General features: G+C 74.7%; 24 protein-coding genes. 12 read left to right on the plus strand and 12 right to left on the minus strand.

Going from position 1 to position 24062, the window contains the following annotated elements; all coding sequences use genetic code 11:
* Positions 1–68: 68 nt before the first annotated feature.
* The 6 genes from ACZ466_RS31695 to ACZ466_RS31720 all read right to left on the minus strand — a co-directional run bounded on the left by ACZ466_RS31695 (position 69) and on the right by ACZ466_RS31720 (position 6423).
* Complete coding sequence (locus tag ACZ466_RS31695) at positions 69–1646, minus strand: protein kinase domain-containing protein (RefSeq protein WP_378288679.1); 1578 nt, start codon at positions 1644–1646, stop codon at positions 69–71.
* A gap of 39 nt (positions 1647–1685) precedes the next feature.
* Complete coding sequence (gene rsgA / locus ACZ466_RS31700; RefSeq protein ID WP_378288681.1) at positions 1686–2744, minus strand: ribosome small subunit-dependent GTPase A; 1059 nt, start codon at positions 2742–2744, stop codon at positions 1686–1688.
* 48 nt (positions 2745–2792) lie between these two features.
* On the minus strand, positions 2793–4109 hold the full coding sequence (aroA, locus tag ACZ466_RS31705) for a 3-phosphoshikimate 1-carboxyvinyltransferase (protein WP_378288683.1): 1317 nt from the start codon (positions 4107–4109) through the stop codon (positions 2793–2795).
* A 54-nt stretch (positions 4110–4163) separates the two neighbouring features.
* The gene (locus tag ACZ466_RS31710) at positions 4164–4925 is read right to left on the minus strand and encodes a zf-HC2 domain-containing protein (RefSeq protein ID WP_378288685.1); all 762 of its coding nucleotides are present in this window, start codon (positions 4923–4925) and stop codon (positions 4164–4166) included.
* Entirely contained in the window at positions 4922–5506 is a 585-nt protein-coding gene (locus ACZ466_RS31715; protein ID WP_378288687.1) for a sigma-70 family RNA polymerase sigma factor, read from the minus strand. Before ACZ466_RS31715 ends, ACZ466_RS31710 begins: the two co-directional genes overlap by 4 nt.
* A gap of 185 nt (positions 5507–5691) precedes the next feature.
* Positions 5692–6423: a DoxX family protein gene (locus ACZ466_RS31720; RefSeq protein WP_378288689.1), complete on the minus strand. Its 732-nt coding sequence runs from the start codon at positions 6421–6423 to the stop codon at positions 5692–5694.
* A 72-nt stretch (positions 6424–6495) separates the two neighbouring features.
* Between ACZ466_RS31720 and ACZ466_RS31725 the strand changes: the two genes are divergently transcribed.
* Both ACZ466_RS31725 and ACZ466_RS31730 read left to right on the plus strand, forming a co-directional pair.
* Positions 6496–7356 (plus strand): SOS response-associated peptidase, encoded by an 861-nt coding sequence (locus ACZ466_RS31725; RefSeq protein WP_378288691.1) that lies wholly within the window; start codon positions 6496–6498, stop codon positions 7354–7356.
* Between the two features lie 79 nt (positions 7357–7435).
* Positions 7436–7768: a TraR/DksA family transcriptional regulator gene (locus ACZ466_RS31730; protein WP_378288693.1), complete on the plus strand. Its 333-nt coding sequence runs from the start codon at positions 7436–7438 to the stop codon at positions 7766–7768.
* Between the two features lie 58 nt (positions 7769–7826).
* On the opposite strand, the gene ACZ466_RS31735 is transcribed toward ACZ466_RS31730, so the two are convergent.
* Positions 7827–8825, minus strand: coding sequence for a methyltransferase domain-containing protein (locus ACZ466_RS31735; RefSeq protein ID WP_378288695.1), 999 nt, complete (start codon positions 8823–8825; stop codon positions 7827–7829).
* Between the two features lie 432 nt (positions 8826–9257).
* Between ACZ466_RS31735 and ACZ466_RS31740 the strand changes: the two genes are divergently transcribed.
* From ACZ466_RS31740 to bsaP, 7 genes are all read left to right on the plus strand, one after another.
* The gene (locus tag ACZ466_RS31740) at positions 9258–9863 is read left to right on the plus strand and encodes a sigma-70 family RNA polymerase sigma factor (protein ID WP_464041768.1); all 606 of its coding nucleotides are present in this window, start codon (positions 9258–9260) and stop codon (positions 9861–9863) included.
* 3 nt (positions 9864–9866) lie between these two features.
* Positions 9867–10199 (plus strand): mycothiol system anti-sigma-R factor, encoded by a 333-nt coding sequence (gene rsrA, locus ACZ466_RS31745; protein WP_378288699.1) that lies wholly within the window; start codon positions 9867–9869, stop codon positions 10197–10199.
* 66 nt (positions 10200–10265) lie between these two features.
* Positions 10266–11192: an NAD-dependent epimerase/dehydratase family protein gene (locus tag ACZ466_RS31750; RefSeq protein WP_378288701.1), complete on the plus strand. Its 927-nt coding sequence runs from the start codon at positions 10266–10268 to the stop codon at positions 11190–11192.
* Between the two features lie 369 nt (positions 11193–11561).
* A complete protein-coding gene (locus tag ACZ466_RS31755; protein ID WP_464041769.1) occupies positions 11562–13058 on the plus strand; it encodes an HD-GYP domain-containing protein in 1497 nt (498 codons plus the stop codon).
* A gap of 173 nt (positions 13059–13231) precedes the next feature.
* Positions 13232–14578 (plus strand): HD-GYP domain-containing protein, encoded by a 1347-nt coding sequence (locus ACZ466_RS31760; RefSeq protein WP_378287977.1) that lies wholly within the window; start codon positions 13232–13234, stop codon positions 14576–14578.
* Positions 14579–14728: 150 nt separating this feature from the next.
* Positions 14729–16081 carry an acetyl-CoA carboxylase biotin carboxylase subunit gene (locus ACZ466_RS31765; protein ID WP_378287978.1) on the plus strand — a complete coding sequence of 451 codons (1353 nt, stop codon included), beginning with the start codon at positions 14729–14731 and terminating at the stop codon, positions 16079–16081.
* 112 nt (positions 16082–16193) lie between these two features.
* Positions 16194–16472 carry a biotin synthase auxiliary protein BsaP gene (gene bsaP / locus ACZ466_RS31770; RefSeq protein WP_378287979.1) on the plus strand — a complete coding sequence of 93 codons (279 nt, stop codon included), beginning with the start codon at positions 16194–16196 and terminating at the stop codon, positions 16470–16472.
* Here the strand turns inward: bsaP and ACZ466_RS31775 are convergent.
* Together ACZ466_RS31775 and ACZ466_RS31780 are read right to left on the minus strand one after the other, a co-directional pair.
* Complete coding sequence (locus ACZ466_RS31775; RefSeq protein ID WP_378287980.1) at positions 16429–16965, minus strand: GNAT family N-acetyltransferase; 537 nt, start codon at positions 16963–16965, stop codon at positions 16429–16431. The two genes, bsaP and ACZ466_RS31775, sit on opposite strands and share 44 nt — an antisense overlap.
* Before the next feature lie 68 nt (positions 16966–17033).
* The gene (locus ACZ466_RS31780) at positions 17034–17831 is read right to left on the minus strand and encodes a hypothetical protein (RefSeq protein ID WP_378287981.1); all 798 of its coding nucleotides are present in this window, start codon (positions 17829–17831) and stop codon (positions 17034–17036) included.
* A 149-nt stretch (positions 17832–17980) separates the two neighbouring features.
* Here ACZ466_RS31780 and bioD point away from each other — a divergent pair, with 149 nt between their 5' ends.
* A complete protein-coding gene (gene bioD, locus ACZ466_RS31785; RefSeq protein ID WP_378287982.1) occupies positions 17981–18709 on the plus strand; it encodes a dethiobiotin synthase in 729 nt (242 codons plus the stop codon).
* Positions 18706–19701 (plus strand): biotin synthase BioB, encoded by a 996-nt coding sequence (gene bioB, locus ACZ466_RS31790; protein ID WP_378287983.1) that lies wholly within the window; start codon positions 18706–18708, stop codon positions 19699–19701. Before bioD ends, bioB begins: the two co-directional genes overlap by 4 nt.
* A gap of 39 nt (positions 19702–19740) precedes the next feature.
* Here bioB and ACZ466_RS31795 read toward each other — a convergent pair whose 3' ends face one another.
* Both ACZ466_RS31795 and ACZ466_RS31800 read right to left on the minus strand, forming a co-directional pair.
* The gene (locus ACZ466_RS31795) at positions 19741–20538 is read right to left on the minus strand and encodes a GntR family transcriptional regulator (protein ID WP_378287984.1); all 798 of its coding nucleotides are present in this window, start codon (positions 20536–20538) and stop codon (positions 19741–19743) included.
* A 37-nt stretch (positions 20539–20575) separates the two neighbouring features.
* The gene (locus tag ACZ466_RS31800) at positions 20576–21769 is read right to left on the minus strand and encodes an 8-amino-7-oxononanoate synthase (RefSeq protein ID WP_378287985.1); all 1194 of its coding nucleotides are present in this window, start codon (positions 21767–21769) and stop codon (positions 20576–20578) included.
* Between the two features lie 65 nt (positions 21770–21834).
* On the opposite strand from ACZ466_RS31800, the gene ACZ466_RS31805 reads away from it, so the two are divergent.
* The gene (locus ACZ466_RS31805; protein WP_378287986.1) at positions 21835–23451 is read left to right on the plus strand and encodes a sensor histidine kinase; all 1617 of its coding nucleotides are present in this window, start codon (positions 21835–21837) and stop codon (positions 23449–23451) included.
* A 237-nt stretch (positions 23452–23688) separates the two neighbouring features.
* On the opposite strand, the gene ACZ466_RS31810 is transcribed toward ACZ466_RS31805, so the two are convergent.
* Positions 23689–23955 carry a WhiB family transcriptional regulator gene (locus tag ACZ466_RS31810; protein WP_378287987.1) on the minus strand — a complete coding sequence of 89 codons (267 nt, stop codon included), beginning with the start codon at positions 23953–23955 and terminating at the stop codon, positions 23689–23691.
* Positions 23956–24062 lie beyond the last annotated feature (107 nt).

Raw genomic sequence — 24062 nt, forward strand, 5'->3', positions numbered from 1 at the left:
TCGGCGACGGATCGGCGGCCGGCGTGGTCCCACCGGACCCAGGCACCGCGGCCCCCGGCCTGCCGGGGTCAGGGGCTGCGGAAGCTGCTGAGGAAGGTGTCGAAGTGGGGCATGCCCGCCTGCCAGGTGTCGGCCCGCCCCACCATCGTGATCATGTAGAGGGAGGCGTCGAAACTGATCAGCCGGACCCGGCAGCGGCCTTTCACGCCGTCCCTGGTGAAGGTGAACTCGATCTGGGCGGCCTGGCCTCCCAGGTAGGGCAGGGACGGATCGAACGACACCCGGTCGTACTCGTCGTACTCCTGGCGCAGTCCTCGCTCGGCCTGCGCCAGGTACGCGCCCTCGTTGCCGGTGGTGTTCGCGACCTTCTGGACGGCGATCCCCCGCCTGGCGTCGCGCCCGGGATCGGTGAAGGTGATGTCCGGCCCGGAGCCGTCGCGGTCCTCCTTCCAGCCGGAGGGGACGGCCGCGACGAACCGCGCCCCGCGGTACTCCCGGTAGCCCCGGGGCACCGCCGTGGACTGCGCCGTGGCCCCCGGCGACCCCGACCGGCCCGAGGGCGACGGGGACACGCCGGGGTCGTCCTGGGCGGTACCGATGAACACCACGAGCACGACCGCGGCGGCCAGCAGCGCGGCGGCGAGCACGCCCCCCGGGACGATCAGCGCCCAGCGGGGGCCGCGCCTGGCGGGCGCACGCGGCGTGCCGGGCGTGCCGGGCAGGGGAGTCTCCACCGTGGGCGGCGCGGGCATCGGCGGCAGCGTCATGTTCCGGGGCACGTTCGCGGGCGGCGCGGGAGGCGGGCCGGACGGGCTCGCCATGGGGTTCGGGGCGGGCGCCCCCTGCACGACCTCACGCAGCAGCCGCTCGGTCTCGTCATGGCCGATCCGCTGCTCGGGATCCTTGCGCAGCAGCCCGTTCAGGACGGGGGTCAGCGGGCCCGCGAGCCGCAACGCGTCGGGCTCGTCGGACAGCACGGCCGCCATCACGCCCCACATGTCCGGCCGCCGGAACGGGGGGCGCCCCTCGACCGCCGCGTACAGCGTCCCGCCCAGCGACCACAGGTCCGAGGCGGGCGTGGCCTTCTGGTACCGGGCCTGCTCGGGCGCCAGGTAGGCGGGGGAGCCCACGATCGCCCCCGCCTGGGTGAGCGTCTCGTCCCCGGCCATGGTCGCGATCCCGAAGTCGGTCAGCACGGCCCGGCCGTGCGGGAGCAGGACGTTGCCGGGCTTCACGTCGCGGTGCACGACCCCGGCGGCGTGCGCGGCGCGCAGCGCGTCCAGCAGGTCCAGGCCGATCGCGGCGACCCGGCCGGGCGGCAGCGGCCCGTCCCGGCCCAGCACCCGGTCGAGGGCGGGCGCCCGCACCAGCCGCATCACGATCCAGGGCCGGCCGTCCTCCTCGATCACGTCGTGCACGGTCACGATCCCGGGATGGTCGAGCCGCGCCGCCGACCGCGCCTCCCGGAAGGTGCGCGCGTACACCCGGCCCACCGCGGCCTCGTCCAGGCCCCGCGGCAGCGACACCTCCTTGATCGCCACCTCGCGGTCGAGGGTGCGGTCGCGGGCGCGCCACACCGCGCCCATCCCGCCGCGGCCGAGCAGCTCCACCAGTTCGTAGCGTGCGGCGATCACTTGGGGGGCCATAGGAGGACCCTACCGACGGACGGTCGCCCGTTTTGAGCGTTATCCGGCCGCGGACGGCTCCGCGCCGCCCTGCTCGCTCTCGCCGTCGAATCCGCCCTCGGGGGCGCCCTCGGGCTCGGGTTCGCGGTCGCCCTCGCGCTCGCCCTCGCGGCTGGCCAGCAGCCGCCGCAGCGAGTCGAGCCGGGCCCGGTTCGCGTGCCCGTCGGCGACCCAGCCGTCCAGCCCGCACGCCTCCTGCAGGTGGTCGCAGTGCGGCGGGCAGCGCTCGGCGGCGCCCTCGGCCAGGTCCTCGAACGCCTCGATCACCCGCTCCGGCCGCACGTGCGCCAGCCCGAAGCTGCGCACCCCGGGGGTGTCGATGATCCAGCCGTCCGCGCCGGGCAGCTCCAGCGCGATCGCCGACGACGAGGTGTGCCGGCCCCGGCCGGTGACCGCGTTGACATGGCTCACCGCCCGCTCCGCCTCCGGGACCAGCGCGTTGACCAGCGTCGACTTGCCCACGCCCGAATGCCCCACCAGGACGCTGGCGCGCCCGGTCAGATGCCCGCGCAGCTCGGCGGTGTCGCCGCCGCGCCGGGTGACCACGTACGGGACGCCCAGCGGCGCGTAGGCGGTCACCAGCTCGTCGGCCGCCGCCAGATCGGCCTTGGTCAGGCACAGCAGCGGGTCCATGCCCGCGTCGTACGCGGCGACCAGGCACCGGTCGATCATCCGCGGCCGGGGCTCGGGATCGGCCAGCGCGGTCACGATCACCAGCTGGTCGGCGTTGGCCACGATGATCCGCTCGAACGGGTCGCTGTCGTCGGCGGTCCGGCGCAGCGACGAGGTCCGCGGCTCGACCCGGACGATCCGGGCCAGCGTGTCGGGCGCCCCGGACACGTCCCCGACCAGCGCCACCCGGTCGCCCACCACCACGCCCTTGCGGCCCAGCTCGCGGGCCCGCATCGCGGTCACCGTCCGCCGGCCCTCGCCCTCGCCGTCGTCGACCAGGCAGCGGTAGCGGCCGCGGTCGACCGCGGTCACGAACCCGGCGACGGCGTCCTCGTGCGCGGGACGGCGGCGGGTGCGCGGCCGCGACCCGCGGCGGCCGGGCCGCACCCGGACGTCGTCCTCGTCGTACTCCCGTGCTCGGCGCGGTGGCAGTGGTCAGCCCCTCTCCGCCGGCGGCACCTCGGCGAGCATGCCGTCCCAAAGATCGGTGAACCCCGGGAGCGTCTTGCCCACGGTGGCCACATTCTCGACCTCCACCCCCGGGACGGCCAGGCCCAGTACGGCGGCGGCCATCACCATGCGGTGGTCGTCGTAGGTGCGGAAGAGGCCGCCGTGCAGCGGCCGCGGCCGGATCTCCAGCCCGTCGGGCAGCTCCCGGGCGTCCCCGCCCAGCCCGTTGATCTCGGCGACCAGGGCGGCCAGCCGGTCGGTCTCGTGCCCGCGCAGGTGCGCGATCCCGGTCAGCCGGGACGGGGTGCCCGCCAGCGCGGCCAGCGCCGCCAGCACGGGCGTGAGCTCGCCGACCTCGTGCAGGTCGGCCTCCAGCCCGCGGTACCCGGCGACGCCGCCGGCTTCGGCGGGGCCGGTGCCGCGCACGGTCAGGCCGCCGGGGCCGTACGACACCTCGGCGCCCATCCGCGCCAGCAGCCCGCGCAGCGCGTCGCCCGGCTGGGTGGTGTCCTCCGGCCAGCCCGGCACCGTGACCCGGCCGCCGGTGACCAGCGCGGCGCCGAGGAACTGGGCGGCGTTGGACAGGTCGGGCTCGATGACCCAGTCGCGGGCGCGGATCGGGCCGGGCGCCACCCGCCACACGTCCTCGCCCGTCTCGACCGCCGCACCGGCCTCCCGGAGCATCCGCACGGTCATGGCCAGGTGCGGCGCGGACGGCACCGGCGGGCCCTCGTGCCGTACCTCCACGCCCTTGCCGAACCGCGGCGCGGCCAGCAGCAGCCCGGACACCAGCTGCGAGGACCCGGAGGCGTCGATCGTCACCGCGCCGCCCGGCACCGCGCCCGTGCCGCGGACCACGAACGGCAGCGCGTCGCGCCCCCCGTCGTCGACGGTCGCGCCGAGATCGCGCAGCGCCCCGATGATCGGGCCCATCGGCCGCTCCCGGGCGCGCGGGTCGCCGTCGACGTCGACCGGCCCCGCGGCCAGCGCCGCGACCGGCGGCAGGAACCGCATCACCGTTCCGGCCAGGCCCACATCGATCTGGGCGGGGCCGGCCAGATCGTGCGGCATCACCCGCAGGTCGCCGGAGGCGTCCTCGACGATCCCGACGCCGAGTTCGCGCAGCGCCTCGACCATCAGGAGCGTGTCGCGGCTGCGCAGCGGGCGGACGAGCCGGCCCGGGCCGTCGGCCAGGGCGGCGAGGATCAGCGCCCGGTTGGTCATCGACTTGGAACCCGGGAGCGGGACGGTGGCGTCCACCGGGGCGTCGGCGACCGGGGCGGACCAGTGCGTCGAGGGCATGCCGCAAGGCTATCGGGCTTGGCGGGCGCGGGCGCGGGCCGCCGCCCGCCCCGCTCAGAGGGGAATGGTCAGCAGCTTGGCGCCGGTGCCCTCCACCACGACCTCGAAACGGTCGATCTCGCCCTTGGACAGCGCGGTGCCGCCGTGCGTGATCAGCGGCGCGGGGGAGCCCGGCACGCCGTACCCCTTCGGCGGGACGGCCCAGCCGGTCACGACCGAGCGCTCACCGGCGCGGGAGACCGCCTCCAGGCGGCACCGCAGCGGGCCGCGCACGCCGCGCAACTCCAGCCCGACGTGCGTGCCCCAGCCCTTGCTCTCCAGGCCCAGCGTGCCGGACGTGCCGTTCGCCCGGTCCGTCCCCGAGTGCCGTTCACCCCAGATGACCAGCGCCTGCGCGGGCCCGTGGTCGTGCCCGGACGGCGCGGGGGACTCGCCGTCGGTGATCGCCGATCCGATCGTGACGCCGGTCGCCAGCAGGACGGCCGCCGCGGCGGTACCGATCACGTACGTGCCGCGGCGGGTGCGGCGCGCGGCCCGCTGCCGCCGCCGCACCAGATCGATCACCTCGGCGGGCGGCGCGTCCGCGGCGGGGGCCGGGGGCGCCGCCGGGGCCGGCGGCGGCGCGGGCGCGCCGTCCACGGCGTCGGTGAAGTCCTTGATATCGGCGAGGGCATGCGCCGTTCCGGCCATGTCCCTGAGTTCGGCGGCGCACGACCCGCATTCGCGAAGATGTGCCTCGAAGGCCCTTCGGTCGTCCTCTTCGAGCAGGCCCAGGGCGTAGGCGCCGACATCGGTGTGCTCCACTCGCGAGTTCATGCCGTCACCCCTCTCTCTTCCAGTGCGACACGCAACGCGCGCAGCGCGTAATAGACGCGGGACTTGACCGTGCCCACCGGGATTCCCAGCACTTCGGCGGCCTGGTTGACCGTGCGGTCGCGCAGCACCGTCTCGGTCAGCACCTCCCGGTGCGGCGCCGACAGCGCCCGCAGCGCGTCGGCCACCACCACCTTGCGCAGGAGGCCGTCCATCTCGTCGGCCATCGGCAGGTTCTCCAGCGGCGCGTCGCCCACCTCCGGCGGGCGCACGTCGCGGTACCGCCGATGGTCGATGACGATACGGCGCGCGACGGTCGCCAGCCAGGGCATCAGGGACGCCGCCCCGGTGTCGAGCCGGTCGGCGCTGCGCCAGGCCCGGATCATGGTCTCCTGCACGACGTCCTCGGCCCACTGCCGGTCCCCGCCGGTCAGCCGCAGGACGAAGGCGAGCAGGGGACGGTGGTACTCGCGGTACAGCTCGCCGACGAGCCGTTCGTCGTCGGCCGCGGGCGCGGGACGGGGGCGGCGGATGAGGTTCCGCAGCCCGCCGGTCGTGCGCCCGGCCGCTCCAGGTGCTGCCATGGCCGTGCGTCTCCGTGGGTCGGGGGGTCCCCGGCCGGCCGCCGCGCGGAGTGCGCGCGGCGGCGCCGCCGGGTGGCCCGGAGGGACGGGCGGTCAGCAGGCAGTACGGTCCCGATTCGGCACCGGGTTCAACACCTTTGAGGCTTTCTTAAGGCTCTCTTCGGGAAGAGGCCTCCGCCGGCGGCTCAGCGCTTGATCTTGCGGACCGCCGCGCGTCCCGACCGCCGCGCCGACCCCTGCGCCGCCTTCATCGGGCCCTTGGCGGCCTTGACCTGCCCCTTCACGGTCTTCACCGACCCCTGGACCGCCTTCACCGGGCCCTGCGCTGACCGCGCCGCCTTCGCCGTACGGGCCCGGCGCAGCGCACCGCGGCGGCGGGCGTCGCGGACCTGCCGGGCGGCCTCCCGCCGGGCGTTCCTGATCTCGGCGGCGGTCTCCCGGCGCAGCGCCTTGGTCTCGGCCGCGGCCTGCACCCGCGCGTCGTGGGCCGCACGGCGCAGCTCGGCGGTGCGCGGCGAGCGGCGCGGCTCGGTGGCGGCCATCAGCAGCGCCCCGAACAGGCTCGCGCTCTTGAGGAGGTGGGAGCGCTCGCTCGCCCGGCGCTCGGGGTCGTCCTCGGTCCAGTACCGGTGCTCGGTCGCCAGCGCGGGGACCAGCTGGCAGGCCAGCAGGAGCGTGGTCGCCCGGTGGAACCTCCCGGTGAGCAGCAGCACCCCGGTGCCGAGGCTGAGCGCGCCCTGGACGCGCACCAGGGTCTCGGGGTCCTTGGTGGGCAGCCACTCCAGCCGGTCCGCGATCGGCTTGACGGCGGGCGCCACCTGCTCCGCCCGCGGGCCGGGATCGCGGAGCGTCTCCAGCCCGGTCATGATGTACGGCGCCGCCACGAGGGGGCGGGCCAGGGTCGTGAAGGGTCGCATGGAGGGCTACATGCCCACCGCTTGCGGGGTCAAGCACGGCGCGCCGTCGTAGGGAACGGGCAGGATGGACCCATGTGCGGTCGATATGCCACGGCGAGGGCGCGCCAGGAACTCCTCGACGAGTTCCAGGTGCAGCTGGACGCCGTAGAGAATGATCTGCAGCCCGACTACAACGTCGCGCCGACCAAGCAGGTGCCGGCCATCCTGACGCGCGTGCCGCGGGACGCCGGGGACCGGGCGGCGGGCGGCGCCGAGGCGGGCGGGGGAGCGCCGCCGGAGGGGGCGGAGGCCGAGGCCGAGGCCGTCCGGCAGCTGCGCACGCTGCGCTGGGGCCTGGTGCCCTCCTGGGCCAAGGACCTGTCCATCGGCAGCCGGATGATCAACGCGCGGATGGAGACGGTGCACGAGAAGGCCTCGTTCCGCCGCGCGTTCGCCAAGCGCCGCTGCCTGCTCCCGGCCGACGGCTACTTCGAGTGGTACACCCTCCAGGACCAGGGCGGCGAGGAGCCCGCCGACCCGGCGGAGAAGCAGAAGAAGGGCAAGAAGAAGCCGCAGAAGCAGCCCTTCTTCATCCACCCCAAGGACGGCGGCCTGATGGCCATGGCCGGGCTCTACGAGCTGTGGAAGAACCCCGAGACGGGCGAATGGGTGTGGACCTGCACGGTGATCACCACGGACGCGCCGGATGATCTCGGCCGGATCCACGACCGGATGCCGATGATCGTCGAGGCGGACCGCTGGGACGCCTGGCTGGACCCGGCCCTCACCGACACCGAGCAGGTCCGCGGCCTGCTGGTGCCCGCCATGTCGGGGACCATGGACGCCTATCCCGTATCAAAAGCGGTCAACAGCGTGAGAAACAACGGTCCGGAACTCATAAAACCTTCGGCGAACGGGGATAGTCCAGGCGGACATTCCGACACCTTGTTCTGACCGTCGGTGCGAAGGCGGTCGGACGGCGAACCCCTGCGCCGACCCCCCAGCGGCGCGTACCGGGAGGAGTTCCGGCACCGTGGACACCGCCACCGCCCGCACCCGCCTCGAGGCCCTGCTGGCCGATCTGGACCGTTCGACAGCGGTCCTCAAGAGCGAGCATCCCGAGCGCGAGCTCTCGGCCGCCGACGCGGGTTCCAACCTCTCCGACAGCGACCGCGTCGAGGCGGCGCTGGAGTCGATGGGGCGGCACCGCGCCGCGGTGGAGGCGGCGCTGGCCCGGGTCGCCGCGGGCAGCTACGGGCGGTGCCTGGGCTGCGGGAAGCAGGTGCCGGAGGGCCGGCTGGAGGTGCGCCCGGAGGCCGCCCGCTGCGTCACCTGCCAGGCCAAGCACGACCGCGCCATGCGCTGACCCCGCCGCGCGCCGGCCGCCCCGCCCCTCCGTCCGCCCGGCCGGCGGGCGGGGCGGGTCAGCCGCGGCGGCGTGCGCTGGCCAGCAGGTGGACGCCCAGCGAGTCGTCGTTCAGCGGCGCGTTCAGCTCGGTCCGCACCAGCCGCGGCAGCGCCCGCGGCGAGGACGACAGCACGTGCTCGACGGTCGAGGGCGACAGCACCGTGCGCGGCCTGATCCACTCCACCTCCAGCCCGGCGTCGGCGAGCAGCTCGCGCAGCTGCTCGGCCCAGAAGCAGCGGGTCATCGTGCCGTCCGGCCACGGCACCAGCAGCACCTCGGCGCTCGGCACGTCCGACAGGTGCGCCCAGCAGTTCTGCTCGGCCAGCAGCGCCATGCCCAGCGTCAGCGAGTCGACCGACAGCAGGACCCGGCCGCCCGGCCGCAGCACCCGGGCGATCTCCGCGACCGCCGCCTCGGTCACCAGATGCCGGGACAGCACCCGGTTCTCCGCGACCACGGCGTCCACGCAGCCGTCGGTGAGGAAGCCCAGCGCCCCCGAGTCGGCGATCACGCGCCGCGGCTCGGAGGGCGGGCCGGCGGGCGGGCCGGAGCCCCGGCCGTTCTTCGGGGCGATCCCGTTCCCGCGGCCCCGCGCGTGCGCGTTCCCGTTCGCGTTCGCGTTCGCGGGCACGCTCTTCGCGCCGCCCTCGGGGCCGCCGGCCGCCCCGGGCCCGGTCGCTCCGGGCCCGGCCGTCTCGGGACGGGCCGAACCGTTGATCTCCAGCGCGCCGGCGGGGGCCTCGGCGCCGGCGGGGCCGTGCGGGCCCAGCTGCGGGTCCAGCACCTGGATCACCCGGTGCCCGGCGGCCGCGGCCTGCGCGCCGCTGCGCGCGGTGTCGCCCGCCAGGTCCAGGATCCGCGCGGGCCGGCGCGGCAGCCAGCGGTCCAGCTGGGCCGCGGCCACCGCCCAGTAGAACCGCCAGTAGAGCGCGAGAGGTTCGTCCTCGTCCGGGACGGGTTCGCCCGGGGAATCGCGCAGGCTGGCAACGGAGGGCTCGGGAGGTCGGGCCGGCACCGGTAGCAACGGTTTGCTCCTGTTCTCGCCGTGTATGTCGATTGTTCCCCCGCCGGGCCCGGACATCACCCTCCGTGCAGTTCCGGATGGAATGCCCTCCGGCCCCGGCGCCGGGAATCGACGGGGCCGTACCGGCGTTGCACCGTCTCATAACGCCCGCGCGCATGCGCCGAACGACACGGGTTCCGGGTGGCCGGTTTCCGAACTTCGGACGGTGCTGCCCCGGCACGTCCGGGGCACGTCCGGCGCGCGGCAGAAGAGTCCGTCACAGCGGAGGTGCAGCCCATGACCACAGCCGTTGCCGAACACGCGAGAGGCCCCGCGGCGCCGGTGCGCACCGGTGGCGTGCCCGCCCCCGGCGGCGTGAAGAGGCAGCGAGGCCCGCTATCGTCTGTGCAGTACGACGCCGACGGCGTCACCACAGCGGAGGGGGTGGGTCAGGTACCGGGCACCACGGAGACCGTGGAGCAGCGCCAGGAGCGCTTCCAGCGCGACGTGCTCCCGTTCTTGGACCAACTGTACTCGGCCGCGTTGCGCATGACGCGCAACCCGGCGGACGCCGAGGATCTCGTGCAGGAGACCTTCGCCAAGGCGTTCGCGTCCTTCCACCAGTTCAAGGAGGGCACGAACCTCAAGGCGTGGCTCTACCGGATCCTGACCAACACCTTCATCAACTCCTACCGCAAGAAGCAGCGGCAGCCGCAGCAGGCGGCCACCGAGGAGATCGAGGACTGGCAGCTCGCGCGCGCGGAGTCGCACACCTCCAGCGGCCTGAAGTCGGCCGAGGCCGAGGCCCTGGAGCACCTGCCCGACTCCGATGTGAAGCGGGCGCTGCAGGACCTGCCCGAGGAGTTCCGGATCGCGGTCTATCTCGCCGACGTCGAGGGCTTCGCGTACAAGGAGATCGCCGAGATCATGGGCACGCCGATCGGGACCGTGATGTCGCGCCTGCACCGCGGAAGGCGGCAGCTGCGCGGAATGCTCGAGGACTACGCCCGGGAGCGCGGCCTGTCCCGGGCGAGCGGGAAGGGTGAGTGAGCCATGAGCTGTGGCGACCACCACGAGACGCCGTGTGAGGAAGTACTGGCCCGCGTCTACACCTATCTGGACGGCGAGCTGGACCAGGGCGGCTGCGGCGAGGTGCAGCAGCATCTCGAGGAGTGCGGCCCGTGCCTGCGCGAGTACGGCCTCGAGGAGGCCGTCAAGAAGCTGGTGAACAAGTGCTGCCGGTCCGACCAGGCGCCCGAGGACCTGCGGGCCAAGGTGATGGGACGGATCGAGGAGGTCTGCGGCGAGATCAGGACGGCCGAGTCGGCCGCCCCGTCCGCGGCCGCCGAGTCCGCCTCCCCCGGCAAGATCACCGGCTCGGGCTGACGGCTTGACGGGCTGACGGCCTGACGGCGGCGGCGCCGCGCCCGGGGGCCTGGGTATCGTGCTCGGGTGCGCGTACTCGTCACCGGCGCGGCCGGCTTCATCGGGTCCCATCTGGTCGACCGCCTGCTGGCCGACGGCCATGAGGTGACCGGCCTGGACGACTTGTCGTCGGGCTCCAACACCCGTTCCGACATCGACCTGTGGCGCATGGACGTGGCCGACCCGGACCTGGCCGGACGGGTCGCCGCCCGCCCGCCCGAGGTGATCTGCCATCTGGCCGCGCAGGTCAGCGTGCGCGCCAGCGTCGCCGACCCGCTGGCCGACGCCCGCACCAACGTTCTGGGCACCGCCAACGTGCTGGAGGCCGCCCGCGCCGCCGGTGTCCGCAAGGTGGTCTTCACCTCCAGCTGCGCCGTCTACGGCGTGCCGGACGCCCTTCCCGTCCCCGCGTCCGCCGAGCTGCGCCCCGCCTCGCCGTACGCGGCGTCCAAGGTCACCGGCGAGGTGTACGCGCGCACCTACCGGGCCCTGCACGGCCTCGACTTCACCATCCTGACCCTGGCCAACGTGTACGGCCCGCGGCAGACGCCGGAGGGCGAGGCCGGGGTCATCTCGATCTTCACCGACGCGCTGCTGGCGGGCCGTCCCACCCGGGTGTTCGGCGACGGCACGCAGACCCGCGACTACGTCTACGTGCTCGACGTCGTGGACGCCTTCGCCCGCGCCGTGGACGGGCGCGGCGGGGGCGGCCGCTACAACGTCGGCACCGGCGTGCAGACCACCGACCGCGCGCTGCACTCGCTGGTCGCCGAGGCCGCCGGGGCGCCCGACGACCCCGCGTTCGCCCCGCCCCGGCTCGGCGACCTGCCCGCGATGGCGGTCGACCCGTCCACCGCGCGCGAGGATCTCGGCTGGACGGCCCGCACACCCCTGCGCGAGGGGCTGGCCGCCACCGTCGGGTGGGCCCGCGGCCGCGCCTCTCACCCCGGGTGACGTTCCCTTCACACTTTGCTCACGATTCTCGGCTTGCCTGTGTGACCTGGACCTCGCGCGTTACGCTTGTGCCGGAATCAGCGACGGGAACACATGCGTGCCCGGGCGGAGGGGAAGTGTTCGCCTGGGGGCCGGGTCGAGGGATCCGGCGGGCCTTGGAACGCGGGGGAGGCAGCGAGCCATGCTCGTGCATGTGGTCACCGCCGGTCTCGACCGGATCGGGCCTGTCATGACGTCGTCGTCGCTGACCATGACCAGGGGCGTGTCCTGGGTCTGACGTGCCGCGAGCGCGGCACGGCCGGCCCCGGCGGCGGCCCGCGTCGAACCCCCGGCGACGGCACGGGGGAAGGTCACTCCCGAGGGGGCGGCATGCGTGGACTACCTCTCGCTGCCTGGGCGTACGTCTGCGGCGTGGTCGCGCTGGCGGCCGGGCTGATCGCGACGGCGTCCTACGAGGGCATGGAATGGCGCACGCTGGCCGTGCTGGCCGTGCTGTTCCTGATCTGCGACTCGGCCCCGGCGCTGCTGAACGTGGAGCGTGCCCGGGTCTCGCTGAGCTTCGCGGCCAGCCTGGCCTCGGTGGTGCTGCTGGGCCCGGCCGGGGCGGCGCTGCTGGGGGTGTGCGCGATCGTCACCGGCCAGCGGCTGTTCGCGCCGGTGAAGCGGCTGTTCAACGGCGCCCAGTTCGCGCTGTGCGGGTACGCGTCGGGCGTGGTCTTCGGCGCCCTGGGCGGGCAGCGGTTCGAGCCCGGCCAGGTCGACTGGGTGGAGCACGTGATCGGGCCGTTCCTGGGCGCGCTGGTCACCTTCGTCCTGGTCAACCTGCTGCTGGTGGCGGGGATCCTGCTGCTGAGCAAGCAGGCGGCGCCGCGCGAGCTGCTGAGCGCCAGCGGCCAGCTCGCCTTCGGCTGCCTGGGCTACGGCATGTTCGGGCTGCTGATCGCCGGGCTGTGGTCGCGGGTGGGCATCGGCCCGTTCGCCGCGGTGCTGGTGCTGCTGCCGCTGTTCATCGCGCGGTGGGCGTTCGAGCAGACGCGGGCGCAGCAGCAGGCGCACGCCGCGACCCTCGCCGCGCTGTGCCAGGCGGTGGAGACCAAGGACTACTACACCCGCGGCCACTCCGAGCGGGTGTCGCGCGGCTCGGTGATGATCGCGCAGGAGATCGGGATGCGGTCCGACCGGGTCGAGGCGATCCGGTACGCCGGGATGCTGCACGACGTGGGCAAGCTGGGCGTGCCGACCAAGTTCCTGCAGAAGTCGGGGTCGCTGACGGAGGAGGAGTTCGCGGCGATCCAGCTGCATCCGATGCGGGGGCTGGAGATCGTGCGGGAGATCGGGTTCCTGGACGAGGCGCTGGCCGGGATCATGCACCACCACGAGAAGATGAACGGCCGCGGCTACCCGATGGGCCTGGCCGGCGACGAGATCCCCGAGTTCGCGCGGGTGATCTCGGTGGCCGACGCGTTCGACTCGATGACCTCCACCCGCTCGTACCGGGCCGCCCGCACCGTCGAGGAGGCCGTCGAGGAGCTGCGCCGCGGCATCGACGACCACTTCGACCCCGACATGGTCGAGGCGTTCCTGCGCGCCCTGGAACGTGACGGCTGGGAGCCGCCCAAGCCCGTCGTGCTGCCCGAGGACGACGTCGTGGAGACCACCCAGCAGGACCACGACGACCCGAGCACCCCGCTCCGCGTCGCCGCCGGTTCCGCGGCCGATGCAGCCGACGCGGCCGACGCCGCCGACGCGGCCGACGGCGCCGCCGACGCGATCGACGCGGCCCCGGACGGCGCCCCGGGGAGCGAGGCCGGGGACGCCGTCGGCGGTGCCGCCGGGGACGTGGCGGGCGACCGCGCCCGCGGCTAGGCTGTGCCTCCTGCTCCCGGCCCGCGGCGCTCGCCTCACCCTCTCCCGCCTACCGGGCCTTGGCGGCATCGCCCGCGCGCTGCCTGAGGCCGGACCCTGGTCCAGGCCGCCCCCCGTCCCGCCCCTCGCCGTTCCGCAGCCCCCCGCCGTCCCTGTCGAGGAAGATGGAGCCGATGAGCACCCAGATGCGCACCCGGGAGCGCGCCGCCTGGCAGACCATCGACTCGGGCCAGCTCCTGCTGATCGCCACCGCCGGGCTGGTCGTGCTGGTCGCGGTCACCCAGGTCGCCGCGGTCGGTCTCGAACAGGCCGAGGTCGCGGTGATCTTCGGCGTGCTGATCGCGCTCGGCGAGCTGTTCCGCATGGTCATGCCGGGCAACCGGGAGGTCGCCCCGATCGCCGGCGCGGGGGGCATCGGCTACGCCCTGCTGGTCGGGATCGGCCCGGAGGGGGCCCCGCCGGACGCGCCGCTGGGCGTCGTCCCGGCCGTGCACTCCCCGCTGCAGGTGATCGCCGTCACCGCGGTCGGCATGCTGGTCGGCTCGCTGCCGCACGTCGCGGTCGGCCGCACGCCCCGGCTGGACGCCATGGCCCGCCGGCTGTTCACCGTGGCCACCGTCGCGCTGTGCTTCCGGCCGCTGCTGTCGCTGCGGCTCGACTGGCACGTGCTGCTGGCCCTGATGGGCGTGGTCGTGGTGGCCTCCTGCTTCTGCGACGTCATGATCGCCGCGCTGATCCGGGCGGAGGCGGTGCGGGCCCGGTTCGGCATCGCGATGCGCGACGAGATCCGCGCCAAGCTGGCGCTGTGCGCGGCGACCAGCGCGACCGCCATGCTGCTCGCCGTCTCCACCACCGTGATGGGCCCGGCGGCGCTGCTGGTGTTCACCGCGCCCATCCTGGTCACCCAGTTCGCCTTCCGCCGCTACGCCGGGATCCGCGCCACCTACCTGCAGACCGTGCGGGCCCTGTCGCGGGTGACCGAGGTCGGCGGGTACGTGGAGACCGGCCACTCGCGGCGCGTCTCCCGGCTGTCGGTCGCGATGGGGCGGGAGCTGGGCATGTCGGAGGAGGAGCTGCTGGAGCTGGAGTACGCGGCGCTGATGCACGACATCGGCCAGCTGTCGCTGGGCGATCCGATCCCCGGCGGCGCCACCGTGCTGGCCTCGCCCACCGAGCAGCGCCGGATCGCCGAGCTGGGCGCCGAGGTGATCAAGCAGACCGGGGTGCTGGACCGGGTGGCGGCGATCGTCCAGCTGTCGTCGCACCCGTACCGGACCGGGCACGGCGAGGCCCCCGCCGGCGAGCCGGGCGCGGGAGCCGCCGACCGTCCGCCGCCCCCGCCGCTGGCCAGCCGGATCATCAAGGTGGCCAACGCCTACGACGACCTGGTCGGCGACTCCTCGGACCGCGACCGCGGCGCGGCCGTGCTGGAGCGGCTGCGGCTGGACTCGGCGGCCGAGTACGATCCGGCCGTCGTGGAGGCGCTGAGCCGCGTCGTCGACCGCCGCCCCCGCCTGTGAGGTGAACCTGTGAGGTGAACGGCGGGGCGGGGCAAGACTACGGGTTGGTATGCGTCGTCCCGTCGGCGGCACCCCGCGGCCCCGGGACGGCTAGTCTCGGGCCGAGCGGGCCACGCAGGCCCGCCCGCCGACGGTAAGGAGAACCCGCAGGTGTACGAGTCCGTGCTCGTGGCGAACCGGGGTGAGATCGCCAGCCGGATCGTCCACACGGTGCGCGCGCTGGGCCTCAAGGCGATCGCGGTGTACTCGGAGGCCGACGCCGATCTGCCGTTCGTCGCCGAGGCCGACGAGGCGCTCCTCATCGGCCCGGCCCGGCCCGCGGCGAGCTACCTCGACATTCCCCGGATCCTGGAGGCGGCCCGCCGCACCAACGCCCGGGCGATCCACCCCGGCTACGGGTTCCTGGCGGAGAACGCCGAGTTCGCCCGCCGGGTCATCGACGCCGGCCTGGGCTGGATCGGCCCGCCGCCGCTGGCCATCGCCCGGATGGGCGACAAGATCAACGGCCGGAACCTGATGAAGGAGGCCGGGGTCCCGGTCGCGCCCGGGGTCTGGGAGCCGGTGCCCGACGCCGACACCGCCGTGGAGGAGGCCGAGCGCATCGGCTACCCGGTCATGGTGAAGGCCGCGGGGGGCGGCGGTGGCATCGGCATGGGCGCCGCCCACGACGAGGCGTCCCTCCGCAGGACCTTCGAGACCGCCCGCGCCGCCGCCGAGCGCTACTCCACCGGGCCGGACGGGCCCGCGGACATCCTCATCGAGCGGTTCGTCGAGGGCGCCCGGCACGTCGAGGCGCAGATCCTCGGGCTCGCCGACGGCACGGTGGTCGCGCTGGGCGAGCGGGACTGCTCGGTGCAGCGCCATCATCAGAAGGTCGTCGAGGAGACCCCGTCCAGCGGCGTCACCCCCGCGCTGCGCGAGCGGATCATGGCCGCGGCCGTCCGGGCGGGCGAGGCGGTCGGCTACCGCGGCGCCGGGACGGTCGAGTTCCTGGTCGATCCCGCCGCGCAGGACTTCTACTTCCTGGAGATGGACACCCGCCTCACGGTGGAGCACCCCATCACCGAGCTGGTCACCGGCATCGACCTGGTCGAGCAGCAGCTGCGGGTCGCCGCCGGGGAGCCGCCCTCGTTCGCCGAGGCGCTGACCCACGGGCACGCCATGGAGCTGCGCGTGTACGCCGAGGACCCGGAGCGGTTCCTGCCCGCCCCCGGCACCGTCAAGGTGTGGGAGGAGCCGGTCGGCGACGGCATCCGGATCGACGCCGGCTACGCCGAGGGCAACACCGTCACCTCGTTCTACGATCCGCTGCTGGCCAAGCTGTGCGTGCACGCCGAGACCCGCGGCGAGGCGCTGGCCCGCGCCCGGGCGGCCGTGGCCGCGTTCCGGATCGAGGGGCTCAAGACCAACCTGCCGTTCCTCGCCGAGCTGCTCGACCGGCCCGAGTTCGCGGACGGCGTCTACGACACCGGGATCGTGGAGCGCATGCGCGCCCCGTCCTGATCGCACCGTCCTGATCGCACCGCCCGCCGGACGCGGCCGCGAGGTCCCGCCGGCGGTGGGATAGAAAGGGAGCCGGGCGGAGGCGGGCGACCCCCTGGTGATCCTGGAGGCGATGACGATGGAGATTCCGGCGCCGGCGGAGGGCCCCGGCACGGTGTCCCGGCCGGCCGGCGACGAGGCGGCCTACTGCGACCGCTGCGGCGAGCCCGCGGCCGCCGGCGGGCACGAGGCGTGCCGGGCGGCGCGGCGGATGGAGCCGCCGCGCTACTGCTCCCGGTGCCGCCGCCGGCTGGTGGTGCAGGTGACCCCGGCGGGCTGGACGGCCCGCTGCACGCGGCACGGCGCGCTCAGCCCGGCCTCGGACCCGGCCCGGGCCGTCCCTCCGGCCTGAGGGCCAGCACGTACGTCATCAGGTCGACGCCCGGGACGGGGTTCCAGTCCCGTTCCGGGGTGCGCGCGAACCCCATCCGCTCGTACATCCGCTGCGCCGCGCGCATGTTCGGCTGGGTCGACAGCCGCAGCGCGACCAGCCCGGCGTCCCGCGCCCGGTCGGCGCACGCCTGGACGAGGGCGCGCCCGGCGCCGCCGCCGCGCGAGCGCTCCAGCACGGCCAGCATGCGGAACTCGCCCTCGTCCGCCGCGGCCAGCTCGGCGTACGGGCTGTCGGGCGGGCAGTACGCCACCGCCCCGGCGATCTCCCCGGCCATCTCGGCGACCAGCAGCTCGGCCTTGGCGGCACGGTCGGCGGCGTTCCGCAGCCTCTCCACGTAGGAGCTGTCCGGCCGGACGAGCCCGCCGCGCACGTACACCTCGACCGTCAGCTCGCCGACCCGCGCGTACTCGCCGGGACGGGCCGGGCGGACGGTCACGCCCGGCTCAGCCACGCGTCGCCGCCCTATCCGGATATATCCCCACGATCGTGAACACGGGCGAATTGTATGCCGCGGTCCGTTCAGGTTCTGGCGACGTCCCGGCAGGTCCGCTCCTCGGGCAGCATCGGCCGCAGGCGCACCGAGTACACCCTGCCGCCGCTGCGCCAGCGGTGGTCCGTGCCCGCGGTCGCGACGTGCTTCACCGCCGTGTCCCGGTCCTCGCCCGCCACGACGGAGCACAGCCCGCCGGCGGCCTGCTCGCCCCGTCCCAGCGGGCGGTTCAGCGGCCAGTCGGAGACGTCCTGCCCGGGTGCCGCCGGGCTCTCCCCGGCCAGCACGGCCACTCTCGCGGAGCGGTGGTGCCGGGGCGGCGCCGCCTGGTCGGCCCGCGGCCAGCCCTGGGGGTCGAGCCGCTTCCAGAACCGGACCGCGGGCAGGCCCGGCTGCCCCTCCGGCTGCTCGATCCTGGTCCGGGCCGCCCCCATCGAGATCTCCAAGATCATCGCGTCGGCGACCCGGCCGGACCCGATCGTCCGCGGACGGTCCAGGCCCGCGGCACGCGCCTCGTCCAGCAGCCGGCGCAGCGCCTGCGCGGTGAGCCGGTACTCGCGCAGCACCGGCAGCGGCGCGGCCGACCCCGTCCGCGCGGAGGCGATCGCCCGGCCGTCCCCGTACAGCGAGAACTCCGGCAGGCTGCCCGGCCCGCCCAGGCCCGCGAATCCGCCCGTCATCCGCCAGCGCAGCACCGGCCCGCCCGGGGCGCGCCCCGGATCCGGCCGCGCCGACGGCGCCGCCGCGCCCTGGTCCCGCTCCTGCCCGCCGCACGCGACCAGGGCTCCCGCCCCGATCAGGATCGCGGCGACCCCCCGATCGATCACGCTTCCCAAGCGTAGGGATGGATCGGCCATGAAGCTTGGACGGCACGCGCCCCGGACCCGTTCCGCGCCCGCCCGTACAAAGACAGGGGGCAAGACTGTGTGGGACCCGTGGGGACTGCTCCGGATGCGCGCACGCTAGTGTGCGGCTCGTGAGCGTGCTCGTGGTGACCGGGACCTGCACCGGCGTCGGCAAGACGATCGTCACCGCCGCCGTCGCCGCGCTGGCGGCGGCGCGCGGCACACCGGTCGCCGTCGTCAAACCCGGCCAGACCGGGGTGGCGCCGGACGAACCCGGCGACCTCGACCAGGTGCGGCGGCTCGCCGGCATCGACGACCTCCACGAGTTCGCCCGCTACCCCGACCCGCTGTCGCCCGCCGCGGCCGCCCGGCACTCCGGCCTCCCCCCGGTCCGGCTCGCCGACGTCGCCAAGGGCGTCCAGGAGCTGGGCCAGACCCGGCGGCTCGTCCTCATCGAGGGCGCCGGCGGGCTCCTCGTCCGCTACGACGAGGAGGGCGCCACGATCGCCGACCTGGCCCGCTGGCTCGGCGCCGCCGTCGTCGTCGTGGCCCGTCCCGACCTCGGCACCCTCAACCACACCGCGCTCACCCTGGAGGCGATGGCGCACCGCGGCGTCCAGCTCGCCGGGGTCGTCCTGGGGGAGTGGCCGGACGAACCCGACCTGGCGATGCGCAGCAACATCCGCGACCTGGAGACCATCGCCGCCCGCCCCCTCGCCGGCGCGCTGCCGGCCGGCGCGGGCGCCCTCGACCCCGCCGAGTTCCTGCTGGCCGCGCACAGCGCGCTGGCCCCGCCCCTCGGCGGCTCGTTCGACCCCGCCGTCTTCCGCGACGCCAACGGCATGAAGGAGAATCCGTGAGCGACATCCTCGAAGTGGCCCGCCGCCAGGTGCTCGACGAAGGCCGCGGCCTGACCGGCGCGCAGGTCCTGGAGTGCCTGACCCTGCCCGACGACCGCCTCGAGGAGCTGCTCGCCCTCGCCCACGAGGTCCGGATGCGCTGGTGCGGCCCCGAGGTCGAGGTGGAGGGCATCGTCTCCCTCAAGACCGGCGGCTGCCCCGAGGACTGCCACTTCTGCTCCCAGTCCGGCCAGTTCACCTCACCGGTCCGCGCCGTGTGGCTGAACATCCCCGAACTCGTCGAGGCCGCCAAGGAGACCGCCAAGACCGGCGCCACCGAGTTCTGCATCGTCGCCGCCGTGCGCGGCCCGGACGAGCGCCTGATGTCCCAGGTCCGCGAGGGCGTCAAGGCCATCAACGACGCCGTCGAGATCAACATCGCCTGCTCGCTGGGCATGCTCACCCAGGACCAGGTGGACGAACTGGCCGCCATGGGCGTGCACCGCTACAACCACAACCTCGAAACCGCCCGCACCCACTTCCCCAGCGTCGTCACCACCCACACCTGGGAGGAGCGCTGGGAGACCCTCCGCATGGTCAAGGAGGCCGGCATGGAGGTGTGCTGCGGCGGCATCATCGGCATGGGCGAGACCCTCGAACAGCGCGCCGAGTTCGCCGGCCAGCTCGCCGAGCTGGAACCCGACGAGGTCCCGCTGAACTTCCTGGCCCCCCGTCCCGGCACCCCGTTCGCCGAGCACCCCCTGGTCGAGGGCGCCGAAGCCCTGAAGACCATCGCCGCCTTCCGCCTCGCCCTGCCCCGCACCATCCTGCGCTACGCCGGCGGCCGCGAGCTCACCCTCGGCGACCTCGGCACCCGCGACGGCATGCTCGGCGGCATCAACGCCATCATCGTCGGCAACTACCTCACCACCCTGGGCCGCCCGGCCGAAAAGGACCTGGACCTGCTCACCGAACTCCAAATGCCGATCAAGGCCCTGTCCAAGACCCTCTAGCGGGCCGGTGAGGAGGGACGCCCCTCCTCACCCTCACCCTCATCGCTCGCGGCGGAGGCGGGTGATGAACTTGTAGCGGTCGCCGCGGTAGAGGGACTGGGCCCATTCGACGGGCTGGCCGGTGGTGTCGAAGGCGTGCCTGGACAGGAGCAGGAGGGGCAGGCCGACGTCGACGGCGAGGAGCTGGGCGTCGTGGGGGGTCGCCAGGACGGTCTCGATCGTCTCCTCGGCCTCGGTGAGGTGGACGTCGTAGGCGGTGGCGAGCGTCTCGTACAGGGAGTGGTGGCGGGGCAGCTCGCGGCGCAGGCCGGGGAAGCGGCGGGCGGGCAGGTGCGAGGTGTCGATCGACATCGCCTCGCCGTCGGCCAGCCGGAGCCGGTGGATGCGCAGGACCCTTCCCCCGGGGCGGATGCCGAGCAGGGTGGCCATGCGCTCGTCGGCGGAGACGTACCCGATCTCCAGGATGCGGGTCTCGGGGCGCAGGCCGTGGTGGCGCATGTCCTCGGTGTAGCTGACCAGCTGCAGCTCCTGGGCGACCTTGGGCTTGGCGACGAAGGTGCCCTTGCCCTGGATGCGCTGGAGGCGGCCCTCGACGACCAGTTCGGCCAGCGCCTGCCGGACGGTGGTGCGGGAGGTCTCGTACTTCTCCGCGAGGGCGCGTTCCGGGGGCAGCGGAGACCCCGGGGGGAGCGACTGGATCAGCTCGACCAGCAGTTCCTTGAGTTTGTAGTACTTCGGGATGCGCGGTGCCTGGGCCGAGTGGTGCTTGCCGATGTCACTCAATGGTGCGCGCTCGTACCCGCCCCCGTGCCGGGGCCCGCCCCTGACCTCCGTCACGGTCTCTCCTCACGTTCATCATCGGTTGTCCCCGATGTTACGTGTGAAGACTACGACCGGTAGAGCGGACGACGGCGCTCAGGGCCTCCCTGAGGGTTGTGAGGTCCGCCTCGCCCACGGTGGCGCGTGCGGTGAGCCGCAGGCAGGCGCGTCCCTTGGGCACCGACGGCGGGCGGAAGCAGCCGACCCGGGCGCCGTGCTCCGCGCAGATCTCCGCGGCCCGCACCGCCGCCTCGGGCTCGCCCAGCACGACCGGGACGACCGCGGCGGCCGGGTCCTCGGTGGTCTCCAGGCCGAGTCCGGCCGCGATCCCGGACATGCGGCGGGCCCGGTCGCGGGCGAGGGCGGGCAGCCCGGGCTCGGCCTCCAGCACGTCCAGCGCGGCCAGCGCGGCGCCCAGCGCGGGCGGGTTCAGCCCGGTGTCGAAGATCATCGACCGGCCGGTGTCGACCAGCGCGTCGGCGACCTCGGGCGCGCCCAGGACGGCGCCGCCCTGGGCGCCCAGCGACTTCGACAGCGTGAGGGTCAGCACCACGTCGGGCTCCCCGGCCAGACCGGCCGCGTGCGCGGCGCCGCGGCCGCCGTCGCCGACCACGCCGAGCGCGTGCGCCTCGTCGATCATCAGCAGCGCGCCGTGCGCCCGGACGACGCGGTGCAGCTCGGCCAGCGGCGCCAGGTCGCCGTCCACGGAGAAGACGGCGTCGGTGACGACGAGGGCGTGCTCCTCGTCACGCTCGGCCAGCGCCCGCTCCACCGCCGCGACGTCGCGGTGCGGGACGATCGCGACGCGGGCGCGCGACAGCCGGCAGGCGTCCACGATCGAGGCGTGGTTCACCTGGTCGGACACCACCAGGTCGCCGGATCCGGCCAGGGCCGTGACCGCGCCCAGGTTGGCCAGGAAACCGGAGGAGAACACCAGCCCGGCGGCGCTGCCGGTGAACGCGGCCAGCCGCCGGTCCAGCTCGGCGTGCAGCGCGGTGGTGCCGGTGACGAGCCGGGAACCGGTCGAGCCGGTGCCGTACTCGCGTGCCGCCGCCGCGGCGCCCTCGATCAGCCGGGGATCGCGGGACAGGCCGAGGTAGTCGTTGGAGGCCAGGTCGATGAGTCCGTCGTGGTCGCCGGTGCGGGGCCGCAGCCGCCGCCGCAGCCCGGCCCGCTCGCGGCTCTCGGCCGCCGCCCGCAGCCGGGCCAGCGGGCCGGCGGGGGAGCGGGGGTCCCGTCCAAGGGTCATGCGGGAATCCTGCCAGGTCATGGATCGGCGGACGGGGGCGGGGGGCGTCGCCCGCATAATGGACTGTGCCCACATTGACGGACCTCGTGCGCGACCACACCGACCTCACCGACGCCGACCTGGAGTGGCTGCACGCCCTGGTGTCGGACTGGCAGCTGCTGGCGGACCTGTCGTTCGCCGACCTGCTGCTGTGGGTGCCGCTGCGGTCGCCGGACGCGCTCCCCGCCGAGGCCGGGCCGCGGCGGCGCGATCCGGGGATCCCCGGGGGCGTGCACGGATGGGTGGCGATCGCCCAGATGCGTCCCACGACCGGCCCCACCGCCTACCCGGAGGACCTGGTGGGGAAGGTGGTGCCGACGGGGCGCCGCGGGCTGATCGACGTGGCGTGGCGGGAGCGGCGGATCGTCCGGGAGGGCGACCCGGAGTGGGGGAGCGGCATTCCGGTGCGGGAGGAGTCGATCCCGGTGCGGCGCGGCGTGAAGCTGCTCGGCGTCATCCAGCGCAGCACCAACCTCAGCTCGGCCCGCACCCCGAGCCGGCTGGAGCTGACCTACCTGCAGAGCGCCAGCGACCTCGCCCAGATGATCGCCGAGGGCCGGTTCCCGGTGCCCGGCGAGGAGCCCAACCTGGTCCGCTCCCCGCGGGTCGGGGACGGGCTGATCCGCCTGGACCGGGCGGGCCGCGTCACCTACGCCAGCCCGAACGCGCAGTCGGCGTACCGCCGCCTGGGCTTCCCCGCCGACCTGGTCGGGGAGTCGCTCGGCGAGGTCACCACCCGGCTGTGCGACACCGGCGAGCCGCTGGAGGAGGCGCTGACCGTGGTGCTCAGCGGCCGTGCCCCGCGCGAGGTCGAGGTGGAGAGCCGCGGCTCGGTCATGCAGCTGCGCACCATCCCGCTGGTGGTCGGCGGCACCCGGATCGGCGCGGTCGTGCTGTGCCGGGACGTCACCGAGCTGCGGTGGCGGGACCGGGAGCTGATGACCAAGGACGCCACCATCCGGGAGATCCACCACCGGGTGAAGAACAACCTGCAGACGGTGGCGGCGCTGCTGCGGCTCCAGGCGCGGCGGCTGCAGATCCCCGAGGGGCGGGCGGCGCTGGACGAGGCGGTGCGCCGGGTCGGGTCGATCGCCATCGTGCACGAGACCCTGTCGCTCACCCCCGACGAGCTGATCGACTTCGACGACATCGCCGACCGCGTGATCATGATGGCGGGGGAGGTGTCGACGCCGGAGACCCGGGTGACGCCCAAGCGGACCGGCAGCTTCGGGGTGCTGCCCGCCGAGGTCGCCACCCCGCTGGCGATGGCGCTCACCGAACTGCTGCAGAACGCGCTGGAGCACGGCCTGGCCAACCGCTTCGGGACGCTGGAGGTCGTGGCGCACCGCTACGAGGAGCACCGCGAGCCCGGCACCGGCCGCGACCGGGAACTGGGCGCCGGCGGCGACGAGAAGGAGCGGCGGCTGGTCACCGTGGTGTCCGACGACGGGGTCGGGCTCCCCGAGGACTTCGACGTGGAGGGCACCGACAGCCTGGGCCTGCAGATCGTCCGGACGCTGATCGTCGGGGAACTCGGCGGACGCCTCGAATTCCGGCGGCGCCCGACCGGGGGCACCGAGGTCGTGGTGGACGTGCCGCTCAACGACGACGACCATCGCCGTCCGGGCCCGCCCCGCAGGTAGCCGGTGTGCCGGGGCAGGGCGCGCGGCGGGGCGCCCGTGGCCGAGCGGGGCCACGGCGCTCTCACTGCCGCGTCAGGGTCCCGCCGGGGCGCCGATGCTTTCCGACCTGTGGGTTCGGAAGCCGCGCCGGGCGGCGGAGACCTTGCGCCTCCTGCGCCTTCGAAGGAGGACCGGCCGCTGGTGGGACGGTCGGGTCGTGCTGGTTCTTTCGCGTTCGTGCAGGTCGTGCGGCTACCGCTAGGCGGTGGCGTTCAGGTTCGCGCGCGCCCGGGCGCGGGCGGTGCGGCGCTTGAGGGCGCGGCGCTCGTCCTCGCCCATGCCTCCCCAGACGCCCGAGTCCTGACCGGACTCCAGGGCCCAGGCGAGGCAGGACTCGGTGACGTCGCACCGGCGGCATACCTGCTTGGCCTCTTCGATCTGCAGGAGCGCGGGCCCGGTGTTGCCGATCGGGAAGAACAGCTCGGGGTCCACGTCACGGCAGGCTGCGCGGTGGCGCCAGTCCATGCGGTCCACTCCTTCGTCAGCGTGGAGGAAGACGACTCCACTTGTGAACGGGTTCACATGTCGCGGCCACCCCGAGCCGCTCGGGTAGGGGGCTTCGGGGTGAAACT

The sequence above is a fragment of the Actinomadura rugatobispora genome (assembly GCF_055379765.1).